The 18,629-nt window shown below is 61.6% G+C and carries 24 protein-coding genes and 1 pseudogene; 15 read left to right on the top strand and 10 right to left on the bottom strand.

Annotated elements, in window-relative coordinates; genetic code table 11:
- Nucleotides 1-58: 58 nt before the first annotated feature.
- The 6 genes from K663_RS11575 (at nt 59) to K663_RS11550 (ending at nt 3,567) form a co-directional block, all read left to right on the top strand.
- Nucleotides 59-499 (top strand): hypothetical protein, encoded by a 441-nt coding sequence (locus K663_RS11575; protein WP_062117594.1) that lies wholly within the window; start codon nt 59-61, stop codon nt 497-499.
- A gap of 60 nt (nt 500-559) precedes the next feature.
- Nucleotides 560-1,174 carry a lysozyme gene (locus K663_RS11570; RefSeq protein WP_235589435.1) on the top strand — a complete coding sequence of 205 codons (615 nt, stop codon included), beginning with the start codon at nt 560-562 and terminating at the stop codon, nt 1,172-1,174.
- Nucleotides 1,171-1,557 (top strand): hypothetical protein, encoded by a 387-nt coding sequence (locus K663_RS11565; RefSeq protein WP_062117591.1) that lies wholly within the window; start codon nt 1,171-1,173, stop codon nt 1,555-1,557. Before K663_RS11570 ends, K663_RS11565 begins: the two co-directional genes overlap by 4 nt.
- Nucleotides 1,557-1,877 (top strand): hypothetical protein, encoded by a 321-nt coding sequence (locus tag K663_RS11560; protein WP_062117588.1) that lies wholly within the window; start codon nt 1,557-1,559, stop codon nt 1,875-1,877. The genes K663_RS11565 and K663_RS11560 overlap by 1 nt, the downstream gene beginning before the upstream one ends.
- On the top strand, nt 1,877-2,359 hold the full coding sequence (locus K663_RS11555; protein WP_062117585.1) for a hypothetical protein: 483 nt from the start codon (nt 1,877-1,879) through the stop codon (nt 2,357-2,359). The genes K663_RS11560 and K663_RS11555 overlap by 1 nt, the downstream gene beginning before the upstream one ends.
- Nucleotides 2,360-2,715: 356 nt before the next feature.
- Entirely contained in the window at nt 2,716-3,567 is an 852-nt protein-coding gene (locus K663_RS11550; RefSeq protein ID WP_062117583.1) for a DNA adenine methylase, read from the top strand.
- Nucleotides 3,568-3,976: 409 nt separating this feature from the next.
- Here K663_RS11550 and K663_RS11545 read toward each other — a convergent pair.
- Nucleotides 3,977-4,633: pseudogene (locus tag K663_RS11545) on the bottom strand (glycosyltransferase); the annotation flags it as partial.
- A 254-nt stretch (nt 4,634-4,887) separates the two neighbouring features.
- Between K663_RS11545 and K663_RS11540 the strand changes: the two are divergent.
- From K663_RS11540 to K663_RS11520, 5 genes are all read left to right on the top strand, one after another.
- The gene (locus K663_RS11540) at nt 4,888-5,067 is read left to right on the top strand and encodes a hypothetical protein (RefSeq protein WP_037464161.1); all 180 of its coding nucleotides are present in this window, start codon (nt 4,888-4,890) and stop codon (nt 5,065-5,067) included.
- A gap of 83 nt (nt 5,068-5,150) precedes the next feature.
- Nucleotides 5,151-5,483: a hypothetical protein gene (locus K663_RS11535; protein WP_062117580.1), complete on the top strand. Its 333-nt coding sequence runs from the start codon at nt 5,151-5,153 to the stop codon at nt 5,481-5,483.
- 142 nt (nt 5,484-5,625) lie between these two features.
- Nucleotides 5,626-6,825 (top strand): ADP-forming succinate--CoA ligase subunit beta, encoded by a 1,200-nt coding sequence (gene sucC, locus K663_RS11530; RefSeq protein WP_062117576.1) that lies wholly within the window; start codon nt 5,626-5,628, stop codon nt 6,823-6,825.
- Between the two features lie 113 nt (nt 6,826-6,938).
- On the top strand, nt 6,939-7,688 hold the full coding sequence (locus tag K663_RS11525) for an electron transfer flavoprotein subunit beta/FixA family protein (protein ID WP_062117574.1): 750 nt from the start codon (nt 6,939-6,941) through the stop codon (nt 7,686-7,688).
- An 82-nt stretch (nt 7,689-7,770) separates the two neighbouring features.
- The gene (locus K663_RS11520; RefSeq protein ID WP_062117571.1) at nt 7,771-8,700 is read left to right on the top strand and encodes an electron transfer flavoprotein subunit alpha/FixB family protein; all 930 of its coding nucleotides are present in this window, start codon (nt 7,771-7,773) and stop codon (nt 8,698-8,700) included.
- Nucleotides 8,701-8,831: 131 nt separating this feature from the next.
- Here the strand turns inward: K663_RS11520 and K663_RS11515 are convergent, their stop codons facing one another.
- The 9 genes from K663_RS11515 to uvrA form a co-directional block, all read right to left on the bottom strand.
- Nucleotides 8,832-9,179 carry a glycine zipper 2TM domain-containing protein gene (locus tag K663_RS11515; RefSeq protein ID WP_037464172.1) on the bottom strand — a complete coding sequence of 116 codons (348 nt, stop codon included), beginning with the start codon at nt 9,177-9,179 and terminating at the stop codon, nt 8,832-8,834.
- Nucleotides 9,180-9,389: 210 nt separating this feature from the next.
- The gene (locus tag K663_RS11510; protein WP_062117568.1) at nt 9,390-9,629 is read right to left on the bottom strand and encodes a hypothetical protein; all 240 of its coding nucleotides are present in this window, start codon (nt 9,627-9,629) and stop codon (nt 9,390-9,392) included.
- 131 nt (nt 9,630-9,760) lie between these two features.
- The gene (locus K663_RS11505; RefSeq protein ID WP_062117565.1) at nt 9,761-9,958 is read right to left on the bottom strand and encodes a hypothetical protein; all 198 of its coding nucleotides are present in this window, start codon (nt 9,956-9,958) and stop codon (nt 9,761-9,763) included.
- Between the two features lie 82 nt (nt 9,959-10,040).
- Entirely contained in the window at nt 10,041-10,253 is a 213-nt protein-coding gene (locus K663_RS11500) for a cold-shock protein (protein WP_037464177.1), read from the bottom strand.
- A gap of 177 nt (nt 10,254-10,430) precedes the next feature.
- On the bottom strand, nt 10,431-11,414 hold the full coding sequence (locus K663_RS11495) for a hypothetical protein (protein WP_062117562.1): 984 nt from the start codon (nt 11,412-11,414) through the stop codon (nt 10,431-10,433).
- Nucleotides 11,415-11,511: 97 nt separating this feature from the next.
- Nucleotides 11,512-11,703: a hypothetical protein gene (locus tag K663_RS11490; protein ID WP_062117559.1), complete on the bottom strand. Its 192-nt coding sequence runs from the start codon at nt 11,701-11,703 to the stop codon at nt 11,512-11,514.
- A complete protein-coding gene (locus tag K663_RS11485) occupies nt 11,672-12,217 on the bottom strand; it encodes a hypothetical protein (protein WP_062117556.1) in 546 nt (181 codons plus the stop codon). The genes K663_RS11490 and K663_RS11485 overlap by 32 nt, the downstream gene beginning before the upstream one ends.
- 12 nt (nt 12,218-12,229) lie before the next feature.
- Nucleotides 12,230-13,204, bottom strand: coding sequence for a DUF4062 domain-containing protein (locus K663_RS23015; RefSeq protein ID WP_063619032.1), 975 nt, complete (start codon nt 13,202-13,204; stop codon nt 12,230-12,232).
- Between the two features lie 39 nt (nt 13,205-13,243).
- Complete coding sequence (gene uvrA, locus K663_RS11470) at nt 13,244-16,228, bottom strand: excinuclease ABC subunit UvrA (RefSeq protein ID WP_062117548.1); 2,985 nt, start codon at nt 16,226-16,228, stop codon at nt 13,244-13,246.
- A 304-nt stretch (nt 16,229-16,532) separates the two neighbouring features.
- Here uvrA and K663_RS11465 point away from each other — a divergent pair, with 304 nt between their 5' ends.
- From K663_RS11465 to K663_RS11450, 4 genes are all read left to right on the top strand, one after another.
- On the top strand, nt 16,533-16,793 hold the full coding sequence (locus tag K663_RS11465) for a hypothetical protein (RefSeq protein WP_235589434.1): 261 nt from the start codon (nt 16,533-16,535) through the stop codon (nt 16,791-16,793).
- A gap of 95 nt (nt 16,794-16,888) precedes the next feature.
- Nucleotides 16,889-17,137 carry a hypothetical protein gene (locus K663_RS11460; RefSeq protein ID WP_062117545.1) on the top strand — a complete coding sequence of 83 codons (249 nt, stop codon included), beginning with the start codon at nt 16,889-16,891 and terminating at the stop codon, nt 17,135-17,137.
- A gap of 22 nt (nt 17,138-17,159) precedes the next feature.
- Complete coding sequence (locus K663_RS11455; protein ID WP_062117541.1) at nt 17,160-17,519, top strand: winged helix-turn-helix domain-containing protein; 360 nt, start codon at nt 17,160-17,162, stop codon at nt 17,517-17,519.
- A gap of 152 nt (nt 17,520-17,671) precedes the next feature.
- Complete coding sequence (locus tag K663_RS11450) at nt 17,672-18,220, top strand: hypothetical protein (RefSeq protein ID WP_062117538.1); 549 nt, start codon at nt 17,672-17,674, stop codon at nt 18,218-18,220.
- Nucleotides 18,221-18,629: the final 409 nt, after the last annotated feature.

Here is an 18,629-nt window from a genome sequence, read left to right as displayed (position 1 = left end):
TAGTAAGGCTCGCGCACAAATCACCGCCAAGCATTTTCAGTACAGGGAGATACCAACTATGCCTGATCCGGGGGCAGGTGGAATATCGTCGGGCGAGGTCGGGGGCGTCCTTGCCGGCGTGGTTGCGATGGGTGTCGCGGTCGGAAAGGGCCTGGCCTGGCTGATCAACTGGCGGGATGTGCGGGCCTCGACCCGTTCGGCCAAGCTGGACAAATGGCACGAGGAGCTGGCCCGTCGGGAGAAGGACCTCGACGACAAGCTCGACCACAGGATGAACGGCCTGGAGCGGCAGGTGGGCGATTTGACGGTGGCCGTCGATAAATGGCGGATGGCGTTCCACATGGTCGCCGCCGAGCTGCTCCAGCGGCACCCGCAATCGGCGGCGCTGATGCAGGCGCAGAAGATCCTTGCCGAGGCTTTCCCGATTCATCTGGCAGTGCCGGAGGACATGGCGCGCGCGCTGGGCCGGATCGACGAGGCGGACGCGGGCAGGCTGTAACCGTCGGCACATTGTCATTTGCATGGGGCGCTTCGGGCGCCCTTTTTCATGGGGGTAATCATGGGGTTTGAGAGCAAGCGGCTGTTCGACGTGATCCGCGCGATCAAAGGAAAGGCGCTGACGCAGGCCGAGGTCGACCAAGTCAACGCGGAACTTGCCGGTCACGTCGTCATGACTGGCAAGGCGGGCATGAAATGCAGCGCCGCGGGTGTTGCCCTGATTCACAGTTTCGAACAGCTGCGACTGGTAGCCTATCCCGATCCCGGCAGCGCCAATGGTCTTCCGATCACCAACGGCTGGGGCACGACCCGCGACGAGAATGGCGGGCCGATCCCGCGCGGCGCGAAGTGGGACAAGCCGAAGGCTGACCGGCTGTTCGCCCGCGACCTCGTGGCGGTGGAGATCGGCGTCAACACCCTTCTGAACGGCGCTCCTACCACCCAGACGCAGTTCGATGCTCTGGTGTCCTTTGCCTATAATGTCGGGCTCGACATGGATGGAGACGGCAAGGCCGAGGGGCTGGGCGATTCGACGCTGCTGCGGAAGCATAAGGCTGGCGACTATGCGTGCGCTGCCGCCGAGTTTCCCAAGTGGGACAAGAATGACGGCAAGGTCATGGCCGGGCTGAGACGGCGCCGCGCAGCTGAGCGCGCCATGTATGAGGGGCGGTCATGAACGAGGCGCGCAAGAAGGCCGTCTATGTGGGTGCGCCTGCATGTTTCGCGCTCGAAGCTGAATGCCAGCTCCTAAATCAGGCGTTCCCCGGATCCTGCTATCTGGTTGGTTCCTCGTTGGAGCGGCCGGACTGGCGCGATATCGACGTGCGGATGATCATGGATGATGAGGCGTTCTCCGGGCTCTTCCCTCACGCGAAAGAGCATTGGGAATTCGATCCTCGCTGGATAGTGATGACGGTCGCAATATCGGAACGCCTGTCGAAGCAGACCGGGCTTCCGGTGGATTTCCAGTTCCAGCCCCGGACGCATGCCAACAAGCGTCACAGCGGGCCGCGCAATGCGTTGGGCTTGATTTTCGCCAGGCACGGGGAGGAGGGGTGATGACGCTTCTCCCCGACACGGCCGCATGGACAGCCCGCGACTGGCGGCGACTCGTCGGCATCGTATTTCTCGGGGCAGGCGGAATCGCCTGCACGGTGATCGCATGGCGCGCCTTGACGCTGCTTGCCGAAAAGTCGACGGGGCCGTGGCCTGTAGCCTATTTCGCCTATGGATGCCTGATACTCATCGGCATCGTGCTGACTGGCCTGTCGGCTATCCTCGGCCGCCGCACCTTCAAGCTCAAGGTGGGTGGCAACACCGTGGAAAGCGTCGGGGAGGAAGCGGCCGATCGAATTCAGGCTGCGGCGGAGAAGGCGTGATGGGCGCGTTCTTCTCCCGTATCTGGCCGCACCTGCTGGTCGTGGCGGCCGTGCTCGGCGGACTCTGGTATGTCGATCATCGCGGCTATCAGCGCGCGCGCAAAGATTTTCAGATGGACCAGCTGAAGATCCGGGCGATGTTCGATGGGCTGCTGCGCGACAGCGAAGGGCGCATGGCCGGCGTCATCCGCTTCCAGGACCGCGACCTGGCCGACAAGATCGCGGCGGTGAAGGTCTATCACCGCACCATCATCCAGCCCGCAATCGAAAAGGAAATCGCCCATGATCCGGCGCTTGCCCGCCCTGATGCTCGCATGTCTGACGGCCTGTGGCGTCAACTCAACGCCGCCCTCGCCGGCAGCGCCTGTTCCCGCCGCGCTGACGGCGGAATTGAGTGCGCCTTGCCAGCAGCTGCAACAGTTGCCCGACCCGATGTGGGCGACGCTGGCGCGGGCGACGTCGCCGAACGCCGCACTGAATGACGAGTGCCGCCTTCGACACGCGGCCGTGGTGAACGCCTATGTGGCGAGCCGGGAAGAGATCATCCGGCACAACGTGGAAGTGGAGAAGCTCTCGCGTACCCGGAAATAAATGGTCCCGCCTCCGGGGTAGGAGACGGGACCTGCAAGAGAGCGTGTTGATTATCAGCAATTTAGGCGGTTGCATATAGTGCCGAAGGATATTTGTGCGGCCGATGGAAAGTGCCCTGAAGACGGGGGCCGAAGCGCGCTAACGCTTCAAGCCGGCGGGTATGCACCGCCATGTCCCCAACAGGATCCTGTCGGGTCCATCCCGCCACCCGGCGCCCGGGTGGGGGAGACGTATCGGAAGAACAGTGATGGAGTCGAGCCACCTTTTTGATGATTTCGTTCAACCCGTCAGTCCGCCTGCGGCCTACATAGGCGGCAAGCGACGCCTGTCTCGCATGCTGGTGCGCGCGATCGAGCGCATTCCGCACCACAGCTATTGCGAGGTCTTCATGGGGATGGGCGGCGTGTTCCTACGCCGCACGCGCCGCCCAGGGGCGGAATACATCAATGATTGGTCGGAGGATGTCTCTACCTTTTTCCGCATCCTCCAGCGCCATTATGTCGCGTTCCTCGACATGCTGCGATTCCAGCTCACCACGCGCAGCGGATTCGAGAAGCTGCTGCGCGTGGACCCGTCGACGCAGACCGACCTGGAACGAGCCGCGCGCTTCCTCTACCTCCAGCGCCTCGCCTTCGGCGGCAAGGTGGCAGGCCGCAACTTCGGCGTCGATCCGATGAATAGCGGCGGCTTCGACGTGACGCGGCTGGCGCCTATGCTGGAGCAGCTGCACGAGCGTTTGGCGTCGGTCACGATCGAGCGCTTGCGCTGGCATGATTTCATCCGCCGCTATGATCGGCCGGACACGCTCTTCTACCTCGACCCGCCCTATTTCGGGTCGGAAGGCGACTATGGCGCCGACCTGTTCGACCGTTCGCAATTCTCGACCATGGCCGAACAGCTGTCCACGATCGAGGGCCGGTTCCTGCTCAGCATCAACGACTGTCCGGAAATCCGCCAGCTCTTCGGCGCTTTCCAGATGGTTGAAGTCGATCTGCTCTATTCGATCGGGAGCGGTTCGCCGACCGACGCGCGCGAGCTGGTGATCAGCAACGTCGACATGCCTCTCAACAGACTGCTCGGCGCGTCGGAGAGCGGGTGAGGCGGCTTGTCCTTTTGCTCCGTTCTCGTCATGTTCTCATTTATGAGCGACTCACGAGAAGCAGAGCAGGCGGTCGCCGCCTTCTTCCATCACACCAGGGCGGCGAAGAAAAAAGCTGCGAAGGCGAGGCCGAAGGGCGAGCCGCCCATGCATCATCGCGCCAACACCGATTGGTGGAATTGCATCAACCGGAGCTGAGCTATAGGGCCGGATAAGTTCCCCCACCCCTCGGAAACCCGTGGAAAACCGTGGGTGCCTATGGTGCGAATTTGGGGGAACGGGCTTTGAAAACAAACAGGAAAATGCTTCCACGGCTGAAACGCGGAGTGGCGCGATCAGGGCAGGGTTATGCCGCCTTGCTGGGCCGCTTTTGTTCGTTGTCATTGAGATACGCTAATGGCCAACGAGGTTCCGCGAATTCGTCACAGTAATGGTTGGCTATCGAACGCGACCACCAGCTGCCTTCACCGGGAAGCGGCAGTACTGGAAGTTGCACGAGTTGGAACCGATCGATCAAAAGGTCGAACAGCCGGATTTCGTCGGCATGCACGACGTCTTCTGCGTCATGGAGAACCACCGCCTTGAACCGCGTGCTGGAAAGATCTTCCTGCGTCACCATTGTTCGCCACAGCAGGTTTAGGCAGTCGGCCTTGGTTGTCGGGCCGGGGCGTTCATTAACGCACAGGACCAGTCGATCGTCCCCATCCGCGACTTTCGCTACCGCCGCCAGCGTCGCCGGATCGTTCGGGTAAACGCCCACGAAGATGCGGTAATCGCCCTCAGACCATTGGCCAAGGGCATTCCGAAGCATGGGGCCGATCACCTCTGCCTCTCCCCATGCGGGGATGAATACAGCGATTCGTCCGGGTGTTTCAGAGGGCGGCAAGGTGGCTGTCGTCATGCGCGTGTGACGCGAATAGACAGTCAGGTTACGCCACCAGCGCCGCACCAGAAACATGATGTCGACGAGGAAATCATCGATCCCGCCGATAGCCAGGCCGACAACCGCGAACAGCAATATTTCCTGATAGATGATCGCCAAAACCGCCGTCAGCGACTGCGCCATTTTCCCACGCCCCCATTTGCCTGCCGCGGCCAGTGGCAAAAGTTGGTGGAAATTCATAGCCTTGCTGCACGAATTTTTAGCGGAAGGCCGAGGGCATGGGGTGAAGTTTCCGCTCAAATGGTTCTTCGCTGCGTTGGGCCGAATCGCCTGTGCGAAGGGACGCTGCTATGGTTGCGCATTGCCGGTACGATGACTCGACGTAAGATCGGGGCACCTTGACCAGTCTCTTGAAGCGATAGGGTAGGAGGGCGTGAATGACCGGAGATATGGATGTCAATTATCTCCTGCACAGGCAGCAGGTTTCCTTGATACGCGCTCAGATGAGTCGATCGAAGAAGGGACGCGCGGCCTATGAGGGGCTGGCGCGCGGCTATACCGATCAGATAGATGCCTATCGTGAGGAAAATGCCAGGATGGTGAACATCCCGCATTGATAGCTGCGATTCGGGTACTCAACCCCGACATGAGGCTGTGCTCATTTATCCCCTGTTCAGGGTTTGGCCGTCATCACGCGTGGATGGCCAACTTATCTCTTCGCGTCCTCATGGTTGCTTTGCCTGCCGGGGCGTTGCTGCTGTCTTCCTGTGCTACCGTTTCGCCCGAATCGCGTTTGCGAACCGGCCTGATCGAGGCAGGGCTTTCGCCGCGGATGGCGCGATGCATGTCGCAGCGGATGGCGGATCGCCTGAGCCTGATCCAGTTGCGGCGGTTGCAGTCGCTGGCGTCGATCCGCAAGTCACGCATGGAGGAAATGACGGTCGATCGATTCCTCTACAAGGTGCGGGCGCTGGAGGATCCTGAGATATTCATGGTGACGAGCAAGGCGGCGATTGTGTGTGCGATTTCGTGAATGAAATGGTGAATTGAACGGGATTTCCGGAATCGATTTTGCAATTTTGCAAAGTTGATTTGCGAAATCGGTCTGGCGTCCCCCGGCCGGCTGTGCTTTAGCGCCGTCATCAGCTTTTCAGGCGAAAGGACGGGCCGGGCCCATGAACATTCACGAATATCAGGCGAAGGAACTGCTGGCGAAATATGGCGCCCCGATCGCCGCCGGCTACGCCGCTTTCTCGGTCGAGGAAGCCGTCGAAGCCGCCAAGAAGCTGCCCGGGCCGCTTTATGTCGTGAAGTCGCAGATCCACGCTGGTGGCCGCGGCAAGGGCAAGTTCAAGGAGCTGGGCCCCGACGCGAAGGGCGGCGTCCGCCTGGCCTTCAACCTGGACGAAGTGAAGGCCCACGCCACTGACATGCTGGGCAATACGCTGGTCACGATTCAGACCGGTGAAGCGGGCAAGCAGGTCAATCGCCTGTACATCACCGACGGCGCCGACATCGCCAAGGAATTCTACCTGGCCCTGCTGGTCGACCGTGGCAGCAGCCGCATCGCGTTCGTCGTATCGACCGAAGGCGGCATGGATATTGAGGAAGTCGCCCACTCGACGCCTGAAAAGATCCACACCTTCACCGTCGATCCGGCAGCAGGTTTCCAGCCGCACCACGGCCGTTCGGTCGCTGCCGCCCTGGGCCTGACCGGCGATCAGGCGAAGCAGGCCGCCAAGGTTGCCTCCTCGCTCTACGCCGCGTTCCTCGACACCGACGCCGAGCAGATCGAAGTCAACCCGCTGGCGTTGACGGAGCAGGGCAACTTGCTGGTGCTGGACGCCAAGGTCGGTTTCGACGGCAACGCCATGTTCCGTCACAAGGACATCGCGCAGCTGCGCGACCTGACCGAGGAAGATCCGGCCGAAGTCGAAGCGAGCGAATATGACCTCGCCTACATCAAGCTGGATGGCAACATCGGCTGCATGGTGAACGGCGCGGGCCTGGCCATGGCGACGATGGACATCATCAAGCTGAACGGCGAATTCCCCGCCAACTTCCTGGACGTCGGTGGCGGCGCCAACAAGGAAAAGGTGACCGCGGCCTTCAAGATCATCCTGAAGGACCCGGCGGTGAAGGGCATTCTCGTCAACATCTTCGGTGGCATCATGAAGTGCGACATCATTGCCGAGGGCATCGTCGCCGCCGCCAAGGAAGTTGACCTGTCGGTCCCGCTGGTCGTGCGCCTGGAAGGCACGAACGTCCAGCAGGGCAAGGACATTCTGGCCTCGTCGGGCCTGGCCATCGTCCCGGCGGACGACCTGGGCGACGCGGCCAAGAAGATCGTGGCGGAAGTGAGGAAGGCAGCCTGAGGCACTTTCCAACGATTTGAACAGAAACCATGGGACGCAGGCGGTCTTTAACGGGTCGCCTGCGTCCTTGTCCGCATTTGCGGGCGATGGCGTAAACCGAAAGGATGTTGGCAATGAAGATCCTTGTACCCGTCAAGCGGGTCATTGACTATAATGTGAAGCCGCGGGTGAAGGCCGACGGCACGGGCGTCGATCTGGCGAACGTCAAGATGAGCATGAACCCGTTCGACGAGATCGCGGTCGAGGAAGCCATCCGCCTGAAGGAAAAGGGCGTGGCGACCGAGGTCGTCGCGGTGTCGATCGGCGTCGCCAAGTCGCAGGAAACGCTGCGCACGGCGCTGGCCATGGGCGCTGACCGCGCCATTCTGATCCAGACCGATGACGAAGTCGAACCGCTGGGCGTCGCCAAGCTGCTCGCCAAGGTGCAGGAAGAGGAACAGGCTGGCCTGATCATCCTGGGCAAGCAGGCGATCGACGACGACAGCAACCAGACCGGTCAGATGCTGGCGGCTCTGTTGAACCTGCCGCAGGGCACCTTCGCGTCGAAGGTCGAAGTGTCGGGCGACAAGGTCGATGTGACGCGCGAAGTCGATGGCGGACTGGAGACGGTGAAGCTGAACACGCCCGCCATCATCACCACCGACCTGCGCCTCAATGAGCCGCGCTATGCCTCTCTGCCCAACATCATGAAGGCGAAGAGCAAGCCGCTGGCAACCAAGACGCCCGCCGATTATGGCGTCGATATCGCCCCGCGTCTGGAGACGCTGAAGGTCACCGAGCCTGCCAAGCGTTCGGCTGGCGTCAAGGTTGCCGATGTCGATGAACTGGTCGCGAAGCTGAAGGCTCTGGGCGTCGCCGCCTGACCATCATTCCAAGCCCGTTCAGGCTGAGCCGGTCGAAGCCCTTCGACAAGCTCAGGGCGAACGGGGATAGAGGATCGAGAATATGAAGACTCTGGTATGGGTTGAACATGAGGGCGGCGCCGTCAAGGACGCGACCCTTTCCGCCGTCACCGCTGCTGCGAAGCTGGGTGAGGTGCATCTGCTGGTCGCTGGCGCAGGCGTCAGCGGCGTGGGCGAGGCTGCTGCGAAGATCGCGGGCGTGGGCAAGGTCCATGTCGTCGATGACGCGGCGTTCGGTCATGCGCTGGCCGAAAACGTCGCGCCGCTGGTCGTCGAGCTGATGGGCAGCCATGACGCATTCGTCGTGCCCGCCACCAGCAATGGCAAGAATATCGCGCCGCGCGTCGCGGCCCTGCTGGACGTCATGCAGATCAGCGACATCCTGTCGGTCGAGAGCGAGGACACCTTTACCCGTCCGATCTACGCGGGCAACGCCATCGCGACCGTCAAGTCGAAGGACGCGAAGAAGGTCATCACCGTGCGCGGCACCGCCTTTGAAAAGGCGGCGCGTGAGGGCGGTTCGGGCGCGGTGGAAGCCGTGTCCTCCACCGGCGACAAGGGCCTGTCGAGCTTCGTCGGCGCAGAGATCGCCAAGCAGGAGCGCCCGGAATTGACCAGCGCGAAGGTGATCGTGTCGGGCGGCCGTGCGCTGAAGGATGGCGAGACGTTCGAGCAGGTGATCTTCCCGCTGGCCGACAAGCTGGGCGCGGCGGTTGGCGCTTCGCGCGCCGCCGTTGACGCAGGCTATGTCCCCAATGACTATCAGGTCGGCCAGACCGGCAAGATCGTTGCGCCGGAAGTCTATATCGCGGTCGGTATTTCCGGCGCGATCCAGCATCTGGCGGGCATGAAGGACAGCAAGACCATCGTCGCCATCAACAAGGACGAGGATGCGCCGATTTTCCAGGTGGCCGACATCGGCCTGGTCGGCGATCTGTTCAAGGTCGTGCCGGAGCTGACCGAAAAGCTGTAAGGAATTTTAGCTCCGTTCGGGCCGGGTTGCTCGAAGGCCGCATGCGTCCTTTGACAGGCTGGGGGCGAACGGAGTTGGGACAATCCCTTTATAAAAAGAGGGCGCGGCCGGTGGTCGCGCCCTTTTCATTGTCATTCGCAGCGGATGTCATTGCGATCGATCGCGCGGCCTGCCAGCGCGCCGCCGCCTGCGCCCAAAATGGTGCCGAGCGTTTTCGAGCCGCCCGGTGCGATGATGTTGCCCAGGACGCCGCCCGCTATCGCGCCGACGATCGTGCCGGTGGTGCCGTCGTCGCGCTTGCAATAATAACGGCCATCGGCGTCGCGATAGATATAATCATTTTCGCCGATCGGGCGGCCTGAATAATAGGGGCCGGGGCCGGACGGACGATCATAGCCGTAGCGGTCGCCATAGCGGTCCGACGTACAGGCGGCGAGCGGCAGCGCCAGCAGCGCGGCAGCGATAAGGGGGGTGCGCATTTATCTCTCTCCTCATTTTATCCCGCTCTGGCGACAACCCCTGACATGGCGGGAGGTTGCGTGAGCGGAACGGTTATCGGAGAGGGGAAAGTGGTAGAAAATAGTCCGCCCGCCACAACACCGTGAAAGGGGGAAACGCGGAGCCGGGCGGGCGTTGCCAGCGGCCAGAGGGATTAGCCGCCGGATCTGGAATTTTAAACGATCAGCCGGTCAACTGGCGAGCGGGGACGTCGATGCCGATGGCGTGTGACGCGGCGCGCTGGGCGTGGCCGGGGGGGAAAGGTCGCTGCTGCTGAGCGTGCTGCTGTTGCCGCTACGGTGGGAGAGGTCGTCGCGGGCCTGATTATAGCGGGAGACGAGGTCCTGCTTGAATTCGGTCAGCTTGCCTTCGTCATACAGCTTCTTGCCGACATAGCCGGCGATGGCGCCGAAAATCAGAGTACGGATCATTTGTCTCGCTCCTTGCGATTGGTCTTGCCAGGATTTGCAAGGATAACCGGCAGAGGGGCGTTGGGTTCCGGGCCTTTCGGCGTAATCGACAGGGCGAGAGCAGGAGGCGATGTGAAGCCGCGCCGGGGCGGTCAGACCTGTTCCGCGGCCTTTGCGGTGGCGGCTTCTTCGCGGCGGGCGCGATTGGTGTCGGCAAGGTCCTGGCGCTGGGCCATGGCGAGAAAGGCTGCTTCCGACCGCAGGCAGCGGAAACGGACATTGTCCAGGGTCGCGGCGTCGGCCTGGCTGCGGGCCTGTGCGGCGAGTCCGCGATAATCGGGATGGGACATGGGCTTTGCTCCCTTGCTGAAAGGCGGATGCCGCCGGGAGGCAGGCCGGGCGCCGCACATGGCAGCGCCCGACCCGATCGAATTATTGCGCGTGCGCGATATTCACGGCCGCCATCTTGCCGCGACCGTCCTGCTCCAGATCATAGGAGACGCGGTCCTTTTCGCGCAGCGTGGCAAGGCCAGCGCGCTCAACGGCGGTGATGTGGACGAATGCGTCCGGGCTGCCGTCATCGGGAGCGATGAAGCCATAGCCCTTGTCGGCGTTAAAGAATTTGACGGTTCCGACGATGCTCATGGGTAGTTCCTTCTTTCGTGCGGCGCGTCCCGTGTGGACGGGCCTTGCGCTAGAGGGGCAGGGAAAGAAGGAAGTTTGGTGCCGCAAAGCGCCGAAAGACCGTCGATTTGCGACTGTAGCAGCGCCTATATAGGGCAAGGGGCGCGAAATAGCAAATCGGGCGGGAAAGCGAGGCCGTCAGCCGGTTTCCTCCAGCGCCGCAAAGCCGAAAAAGACGTCGCGGGCGCGGGCGGCGGCATCCTCATAAGGGCGACGGCGGGCGGCCTCGCGCTGGGCAAGCGCTTCCTCCTCCTCCGCCGTCAGGTCGCGCTGATAGGCGTCGATGTCATATATGTCGTCGCTTTCATCGCCCATGAAACCGGGCGGCGCGGGATAGTCGGTGCGCCAGGCTTCCCGCTCATCATCCCACCAGATGCCGCGCAGCCCTGCTGCGGCTTCGTCGGGCGGAAGGGTCGCCAGATCGACGATCGGCGCGCGAAGTTCACACCGTTCATCGAAGGGGTGGGGGCGGGCGCTGCCGCCACTGCCCAGCGCCATGCGCGCCGCGACGAACAAAGCGGCGGACGCGCCCGGCGACAGGGCGGTGGCGGCCTGATCGATGGCTGGGTCGGGAAGAGCGGCGTCGTCCATGGCGGGGGCGAAGGGCTGCGCGGTGGAGGGCGGCGGGTCGAGGCGGTCAGCCTGCGCCGCTGCCTGCTCATCGGGGCAGATGAGGTCGAGATAGGCGGCGAAATCCTGCGCGACGACGCGGGCGAGCGCGGCGTCGGACCCCGCGGGCGGATTGTCGGCCATGCGGTCGAGGCGCGAGAGCATCGACATGGCGAGGCGGTTGTCGTGGCGGTGGCGGGTGATTTCGTGGGCGTCCGGGTCTTTGCGGATCACTTCTTCATGGCCGTTGAGGGCACGGGCGAGCAGATCATCGGCGAGGCGCGCACGGGCGATGAGGATGGCCGCGTCCCAGCCAAGGCGAAAGGCCGCGCCGTCGCGGCGGATGCGCAGGGCATAGGCCGAACGGGTGGAGATGTGGGTGGCTTCGCAGGCGGTGGTTATGACGCCGGTGGCGGCGAGGGTTTCGAGGAAGTGCCGCTGCCGCGCGGGGCTCCAGCCGTCAACGCGGCTCTGATCGGCGGGCGCGGGGAGGGAGGAGAAGTGGTAGGACATGGGCAAAGCTCCGGTTTAGGGGAGGGTTTGCCGGGACGGTATCAAAGGTGAGGGGTTGTAGGACAGAACAAAATGGGAACATATGAACGGCGGCGGTTTACCAGTTGCCGCCTGCGTCCTTGATGGCTTTGAGCAGCGCTTTTTTGGAAGCGGTGCGGCGCGTGCCGCTGTTGCGGGGCATGGTCGCGGCTTCGCCTAGCGCCTCGCGACGGCGCGCGAGGTCGCGCCCAAACTCTTCGAGCGAAATGGCCGGACGGCTAGACTTGTAGGTCCGAAACGCCAAATTCATTCCCCGTTTCTTCGCGAATGCGTCTCTCCATATAATGGAGGTCGAGGTCTTTCGAAAGCGCGAAGAGAATGCGCGCCTGCTTCAGCATTTCGGGTGCGGTGCCCGAGGCATATTGGCCCATGCGGTCGGCAATCAGGTCTTCGGGGGGGATTGTCAGGAATTGCGCGCCGTTGGCAGCGTCGAACAGGCGCACCCGGTCAAGATCGGCCAAGCCGTCGAGCAGGGTTGAGCCCACGACTTCGAAGCCCAGTTGCAGGTCCGGGTGAATCCAGCCGCGCGTCAGCGTGCCCGGTCCGGACGGACGAACGAAGCCATGGGCGCGCAGAGCTGCTTCGAAGGCATCCTGTCGGGCGATGACGTCGAAGTCACCTGTGGCGAGGGTGCTGCCCGAATAAAGTTCGGCGGCAGCGCCGCCCACAAGGATGGGCGGGCGGATGCCTTGGGCGTCCATATGCTCGCTAACGGCGGCGAAGATTTCGAGCGCTGCAGCAAATTCAGGGCGATAACCAGTCACGTGACCAAGCTTTCAGAACGGAACCTCGTCGTCGAGATCTGGTGCCTTTATCAAGCGAATGCTGTATTTAATCCAGTCTTCATTCCACTGATCTGATCTGATAACCCGTAATTGCTGATCATCATCAAAAAGTGACTTGTGCACCTGAACTGTGGCGACACTTTTTCCTTTATTCCATTTGTTATTTATCCATTCGTAGTATTCATCATCAACTTCAAATTCATCTATTTTAAAGGATCGAGCATCTAACCAAGAATCTAGCTCCGGTTTATTCGTGAAAAACACCCTATAAGGGATTTTCATTTTTTCCTTGAGAGATGAAAATATCGGATGGGAAGTTAACAGGATATCTTGAACGATAGCCGCGCCTTCCTTCTTTTCTTTCGCTAAGCCTTCCGAAAGCTTTCTTGAAATTTCGAGAGATTGCTTCAAATCCCTCACGAGGTTGAATGAAGGTTGATTGGCTGACTCCAAAAGAAGCCTTTGAAACAATCCGGCCCATTGCTCTTTTAAGAGAGAGATTATCTCATGAGATGTGTCAAATGGCATGACGGCATTATTTGATGGAAGAGAGTATACTTCAGAGATAAATTCAAATATTTTTTTATCATCAACAGATTGCCATTCAACATCCCTGTCGCGATTGGCCCCATAAGTGCGATATTCATTGAACACATCACGTTCTATAAAAATATAAACTTGCTTATTTATCTCAAATGCGGTTTTGAGTTCAATCTGGGAAATGCTGTGAGTGCCCCGATAAGAGGCAGTGCCAATTTTCCCTCCTATGATCGAAATCAAAATATCGCAGTTTTCGATCTCTTTATGGCAATATTCTTCCGGCGAGCTGTCTCGCCCATATGGAACCTGGCCACGTTCAAAAAGTATGGGATCATAACCTTGGTCTTTGATGAAGTGCTCTAGGTCTGTCCGAACACTCTTCAAATCGTAATAGGTTGAACTTATAAATACCCTTGGCTTGGCCATAATGCGCCCCCTCGCAATATTGGTGTCTGGAAAGATTAACTACTCCGCCGCAACGGCCTCCAATCCCAACAACGGCGCCAAATACCGCCCGGTAAAACTCCGGGCGTTCTTCGCCACCTTTTCCGGCGTGCCTTCTGCGACGACTTCGCCACCCTTGACGCCGCCCTCCGGTCCCATGTCGATGATCCAGTCGGCGGTCTTGATGACATCCAGATTATGTTCGATCACGACCACGCTGTTGCCCTGTTCGACCAGGGCGTGGAGGACTTCGAGCAGTTTGCGGACATCCTCGAAATGCAGGCCGGTGGTGGGCTCGTCCAATATGTAGAGGGTCTGGCCGGTGGCGCGGCGGGAGAGTTCCTTGGCGAGTTTAACGCGCTGGGCTTCGCCGCCGGACAGGGTGGTGGCTTGCTGGCCGACCTTGATATAGCCAAGGCCCACTTCGGCGAGCATGGCCATCTTGTCGCGGATGGGGGGGACGGCCTTGAAGAATTCGACCGCGTCCTCGACCGTCATGTCGAGCACGTCGGCGATGCTGTGGCCCTTGAACTTCACCTCCAGCGTTTCGCGATTGTAGCGCGCGCCGTGGCAGACGTCGCAGGTGACATAGACGTCGGGGAGGAAGTGCATCTCAATCTTGAGCAGGCCGTCGCCGGTGCAGGCTTCGCAGCGGCCGCCCTTTACGTTGAAGCTGAAGCGGCCGGGTTTGTAGCCGCGCGCCTGTGCTTCGGGGAGGCCGGCGAACCAGTCGCGGATGTTGGTGAAGGCGCCGGTATAGGTCGCCGGGTTGGAGCGGGGGGTGCGGCCGATGGGCGACTGGTCGATGTCGATCACCTTGTCGCAATGTTCAAGGCCGGTGATCTTGTCATGCGGCCCCGCGACGATCCGCGCGCCGTTCAGGGTGCGGGCTGACGCGGCGTAGAGGGTGTCGATGGTGAAGCTGGACTTGCCCGAACCCGATACGCCGGTGATGCAGGTGAAGGTGCCGAGCGGGATGCTGGCCGTGACGCCTTGCAGATTGTTGGCGCGGGCGTTGTGGACGGTGAGCTTCTTGCCATTGCCCTTGCGGCGTTTTGCGGGGACTTCGATGCGGCGGGTGCCGTTGAGGTAATCGGCGGTCAGGCTGTCGCGGTGGGCGAGCAGTTCGTTGAGGGAGCCTTGCGCGACGATGGTGCCGCCATGGACGCCCGCGCCCGGCCCCATGTCGACGATATAGTCGGCGGTGCGGATTGCGTCTTCATCATGTTCCACGACGATGACGGTGTTGCCGAGGTCGCGCAGGCGCTTCAAGGTGATGAGCAGTCGGTCGTTGTCGCGTTGGTGCAGGCCGATGCTGGGTTCGTCGAGGACGTAGAGGACGCCCGACAGGCCGCTGCCGATCTGGGACGCGAGGCGGATACGCTGGGACTCGCCGCCCGACAGGGTGCCGCTGGTGCGGTCGAGGTTCAGATAGTCGAGGCCGACATTGTTGAGGAAGCCGAGGCGCTCGACAATTTCCTTGAGGATGGCCTTGGCGATCTGGTTCTGCTGGTCGGTGAGATGGTCGGGGAGCGACTGGAAGAAGGTGAGCGCGTCCACCACCGAGCGGCGGGTGGACATGGAGATGTCTTCGCCCGCGATCTTGACCGCGCGGGCTTCGGGTTTGAGGCGGGCGCCGTGGCAGGTCTCGCACGGCATGGCGGTTTGGTACTTGGACAGTTCCTCGCGCATCCAGGCGGATTCGGTCTGGAGCATGCGGCGGTTGAGGTTGCCGATGACGCCTTCGAAGGGCTTTTTGACCTCATAGGACTTCTTGCCGTCGACGAAGCGCAGGGTGACCGGCTTGCCCCCGGTGCCGTGGAGAATGATGAGCTTTACCTCTGGCGGCAGGTCGATCCAGGGGGTGTCGAGGGCGAAGCCGAACTCCTTGGCGAGGGAGCCGAGGACTTGCATATAATAGGGGCTGGGCGGGTTGGATTTGGCCCAGGGGACGATGGCGCCCTTTTTGAGCGTCAGATGCTCGTTGGGGACGACCAGTTCGGGGTCGAATTCCTGCCGTTCGCCAAGGCCGTCGCAGGCCGGGCAGGCGCCTTGCGGGGCGTTGAAGGAGAAGAGGCGCGGTTCGATCTCGGGGATGGTGAAGCCGCTGACGGGGCAGGCGAATTTTTCGCTGAAGACGATGCGGTTGGCGGGGACTTCCGCGCCTTTCATCTTGCCCTTTTCCGTCACCCCAGCGGAAGCTGGGGTCTCGGACGTTGGCGCGCTGCCGCCTGAGATCCCAGCTTCCGCTGGGATGACGGATTGGGCGAGGGCGGCTACGGTCGTGTCGGCCAGGTCGATATAAGCGAGGCCGTCGGCGAGTTTCAGCGCCTGTTCGAAACTGTCGGCTAAGCGGGTGGACATGTCGGGGTCCACGGCGAGGCGGTCGACGACGACTTCGATGTCATGCTTGTATTTCTTGTCGAGGGCGGGGGCTTCTTCGATCAGGTACATTTCGCCGTCGATGCGGACGCGGGTGTAGCCCGCCTTCTGCCATTCCAGCAGTTCCTTCTTATATTCGCCCTTGCGGCCACGAACGACGGGGGCGAGCAGGTAAAAGCGGGTGCCTTCTGGCAGCTGGAGGACGCGGTCGACCATCTGGCTGACGGTCTGGGCGCTGATCGGCTCCCCGGTCGCGGGGGAGTAGGGGACGCCGACCCGCGCCCAGAGCAGGCGCATATAGTCGTAGATTTCGGTGACGGTCGCGACCGTGGAACGCGGGTTGCGGCTGGTCGTCTTCTGCTCGATCGAGATGGCGGGGGAGAGGCCGTCAATATGTTCGACGTCCGGCTTCTGCATCATCTCCAGGAACTGGCGGGCGTAGGCGGAGAGGGACTCCACATAGCGGCGCTGCCCCTCGGCATAGATGGTGTCGAAGGCGAGAGAGGATTTGCCCGAGCCGGAAAGGCCGGTGATGACGATCAGGCTGTCGCGGGGGAGGTCGACGTCCACGCCCTTGAGATTGTGTTCGCGCGCGCCGCGCACGGAAATGGTGGTCAGACTCATGGGCCGTGTTGTTCCAGATTTGTTCTTTGGGGGCAAGCGTATCGCGCGGATATGGGCGCGCGCATCGCGGCTCGCAAGCGGGGCGGGGATGTCGAATAGTCAAGCACTGTTAGCCGAATGAGCGTATAGTGTGACGGAAGCGCTGCATCGGCGGCGTCACATGTTCAAGAGATCCCGGAGAGCCCGACAGCATCCTGGATACGCCCCCGGCCATCCCTTGCGCCGGGGGCGTTCTTGTTTCCATGCCGAAACCTGGACTGCGGAACCGCCCATCGGCGCTGGCCGTTGATCGGGGGAGGCGCGCATGCAGGTCGCGCCGCAGGAGAATATGATGAACGAGAAAACCGATGTCCGGCCCAACAGCCGCGAAGAAGCGCATGACCATCGCCCCACCGACGCGCAGGATCATGCCGTGACCAAGGAAGAAAAGCTGGACGAAGGATTGATGGACAGCATGGACGCATCCGATCCACCGTCAGTGACCGCACCGGGCGATCATGGCGATCCTGTGCCTTCTTCCGGCTTTCATGAGGATGAGGAAGAAGAGGACGAAGCCAAGCGATAGACGGCGCTGATAATGGTGATATGATCAGCATTCGAGGCGAACCGTATCGGCGGATGGCCGGGCGGTTCGCATCACCGGCGAGAGGAGCCTTGTTGATGCCGACTTCCACTACCCCCGCGATCGAACGCATTGCCCGCGTGCTGGCCGGGCGCCAGCTGAGCATGAATGGCGAGGGTAGCGATCCGCACGCGTCGGGAGCCGTGGACGCAAGCTGGCCCGATCATGTCGATGACGCCTATGCGATCCTGCACACATTACGCGAACCGGACGAGCAGATGGCCCAGGCGGGCGATGTCGCGACGTGGCGCAAGATGATCGGCGCTGTGCTGGAGCGGCGGCCGTAGAGCGTGAACGCGTAGTCAGCGCATGAGCGGGCCGAGACTGAAGATAAAGACCCAGATCTATTGCGGTGACGAGATCGCGATGGGGCCGGGGAAGGCCGACCTGTTGGACGCCATCGCCAGCGAGGGTTCGATTTCCGCGGCGGGGCGCAAGCTGAAGATGAGCTATCGGCGATGCTGGATGCTGGTGGATGTGATGAACCGCTGTTGGGCCGGTCCTTTGGTGGCGACTTCGAGCGAGGGCGCGCTGGTGACCGAACTGGGGCAGCAGGTTCTGGCCCAGTATCGCGGACTGCAGATGGCCACCGCCAGCGCGGCGGGCCAGACGCACTGGCCCGATCTTGCACAACAGGTGAGGGGAGAGCCGCTGCCGCCGCGTTCCTGACTATTCCATTCGGCGCATTCACAAAATTTACATGTTGCACTGCACAACGAAACATGATTCCTTGTAACTGTCGACGCGGTCAGCGCTTAATCTTACAGTAACCATGAAGGGCGCATGATCTGTCGATCGACTTGAAGTCGGAGGGCAAGAGCATGGGCACCAATGCAAGACCGGCTGACGGGGCCATTACACTGGCTGAATTGCGTGAATTCGCCAGTTTCCCGTCTGCCACGCAGCGCTATATCCGCCGCTCGCTGGATATCGGCCTCCACCGCCGCGACGCCATGAAGCTGTGGTCGCGCGACATGGTGGAGGAAGCGAGCATCCGCGCGCAGGCCCGCATCTACGGGCGCATCGACGAGATAAAGGCACGCGTGCCCGACGACAGCGGCCTTGACCAGATGGAGCCGTTCATGGCCCCGCTGGTGACGATTTCCGCCTTCGATCTTGGTCAGGACAGGCTATGCAGCTTTTCCTCCTATCGTTTCCTGTATGAAAGGCTGCTGGGCGCTGGGTCTCGCCCATGGCTGCCCGGAGCCTTCTGCGCGGCGGCGAGCCTGCCGCACCTCCATCCCGAAAAGCGCCGGTCGTTGCTCCAGTCGATCAGCGAAGCGGCGGCGACGGCGGTGGGCTGGTCCAACCGCGAACCGACCTTCTATCCCGAATGGGTGGAGAAGGTGGACATGAGCAAGGCGAACTGAAGACGGAGAGGCGCCGGCCCGAGGGGATGGGCGCGACCGTTTGAAGCGATGACGGCGCGGCGGGCATGGCTCGCCGCGCCGTTGCCTTGTTGTGGCGACGGCGGATCGAGCGGCAGGCCGATGGTCACGCACAGGCTGACGCAAAAAGCCCCGCCTGAACAGACGGGGCTAGTTTGGGTCGCACTGCAGGGCAAACCTGCGCTGCTAATAGGCCATGGATAAGGCTGGGCGGCCATATATCCAAAGTAATAAAAACAAGAAAAACTGTCTAATCTCAATCAGTTATTCTTGGCATTCATTCACAAGAAGGGCCCCGCCCGGGGTTGTATCCGGGCGAGGCCATCAAGGAATGCAGCGGAATCTGCGGGGAATAAATGCTTGATTTGGCGATTAGTTCACCCACTTGAAG

It is taken from the genome of Sphingobium sp. MI1205, from assembly GCF_001563285.1.
GTDB lineage: Bacteria > Pseudomonadota > Alphaproteobacteria > Sphingomonadales > Sphingomonadaceae > Sphingobium.
This window is presented reverse-complemented; position numbering and strand designations above follow the sequence as displayed.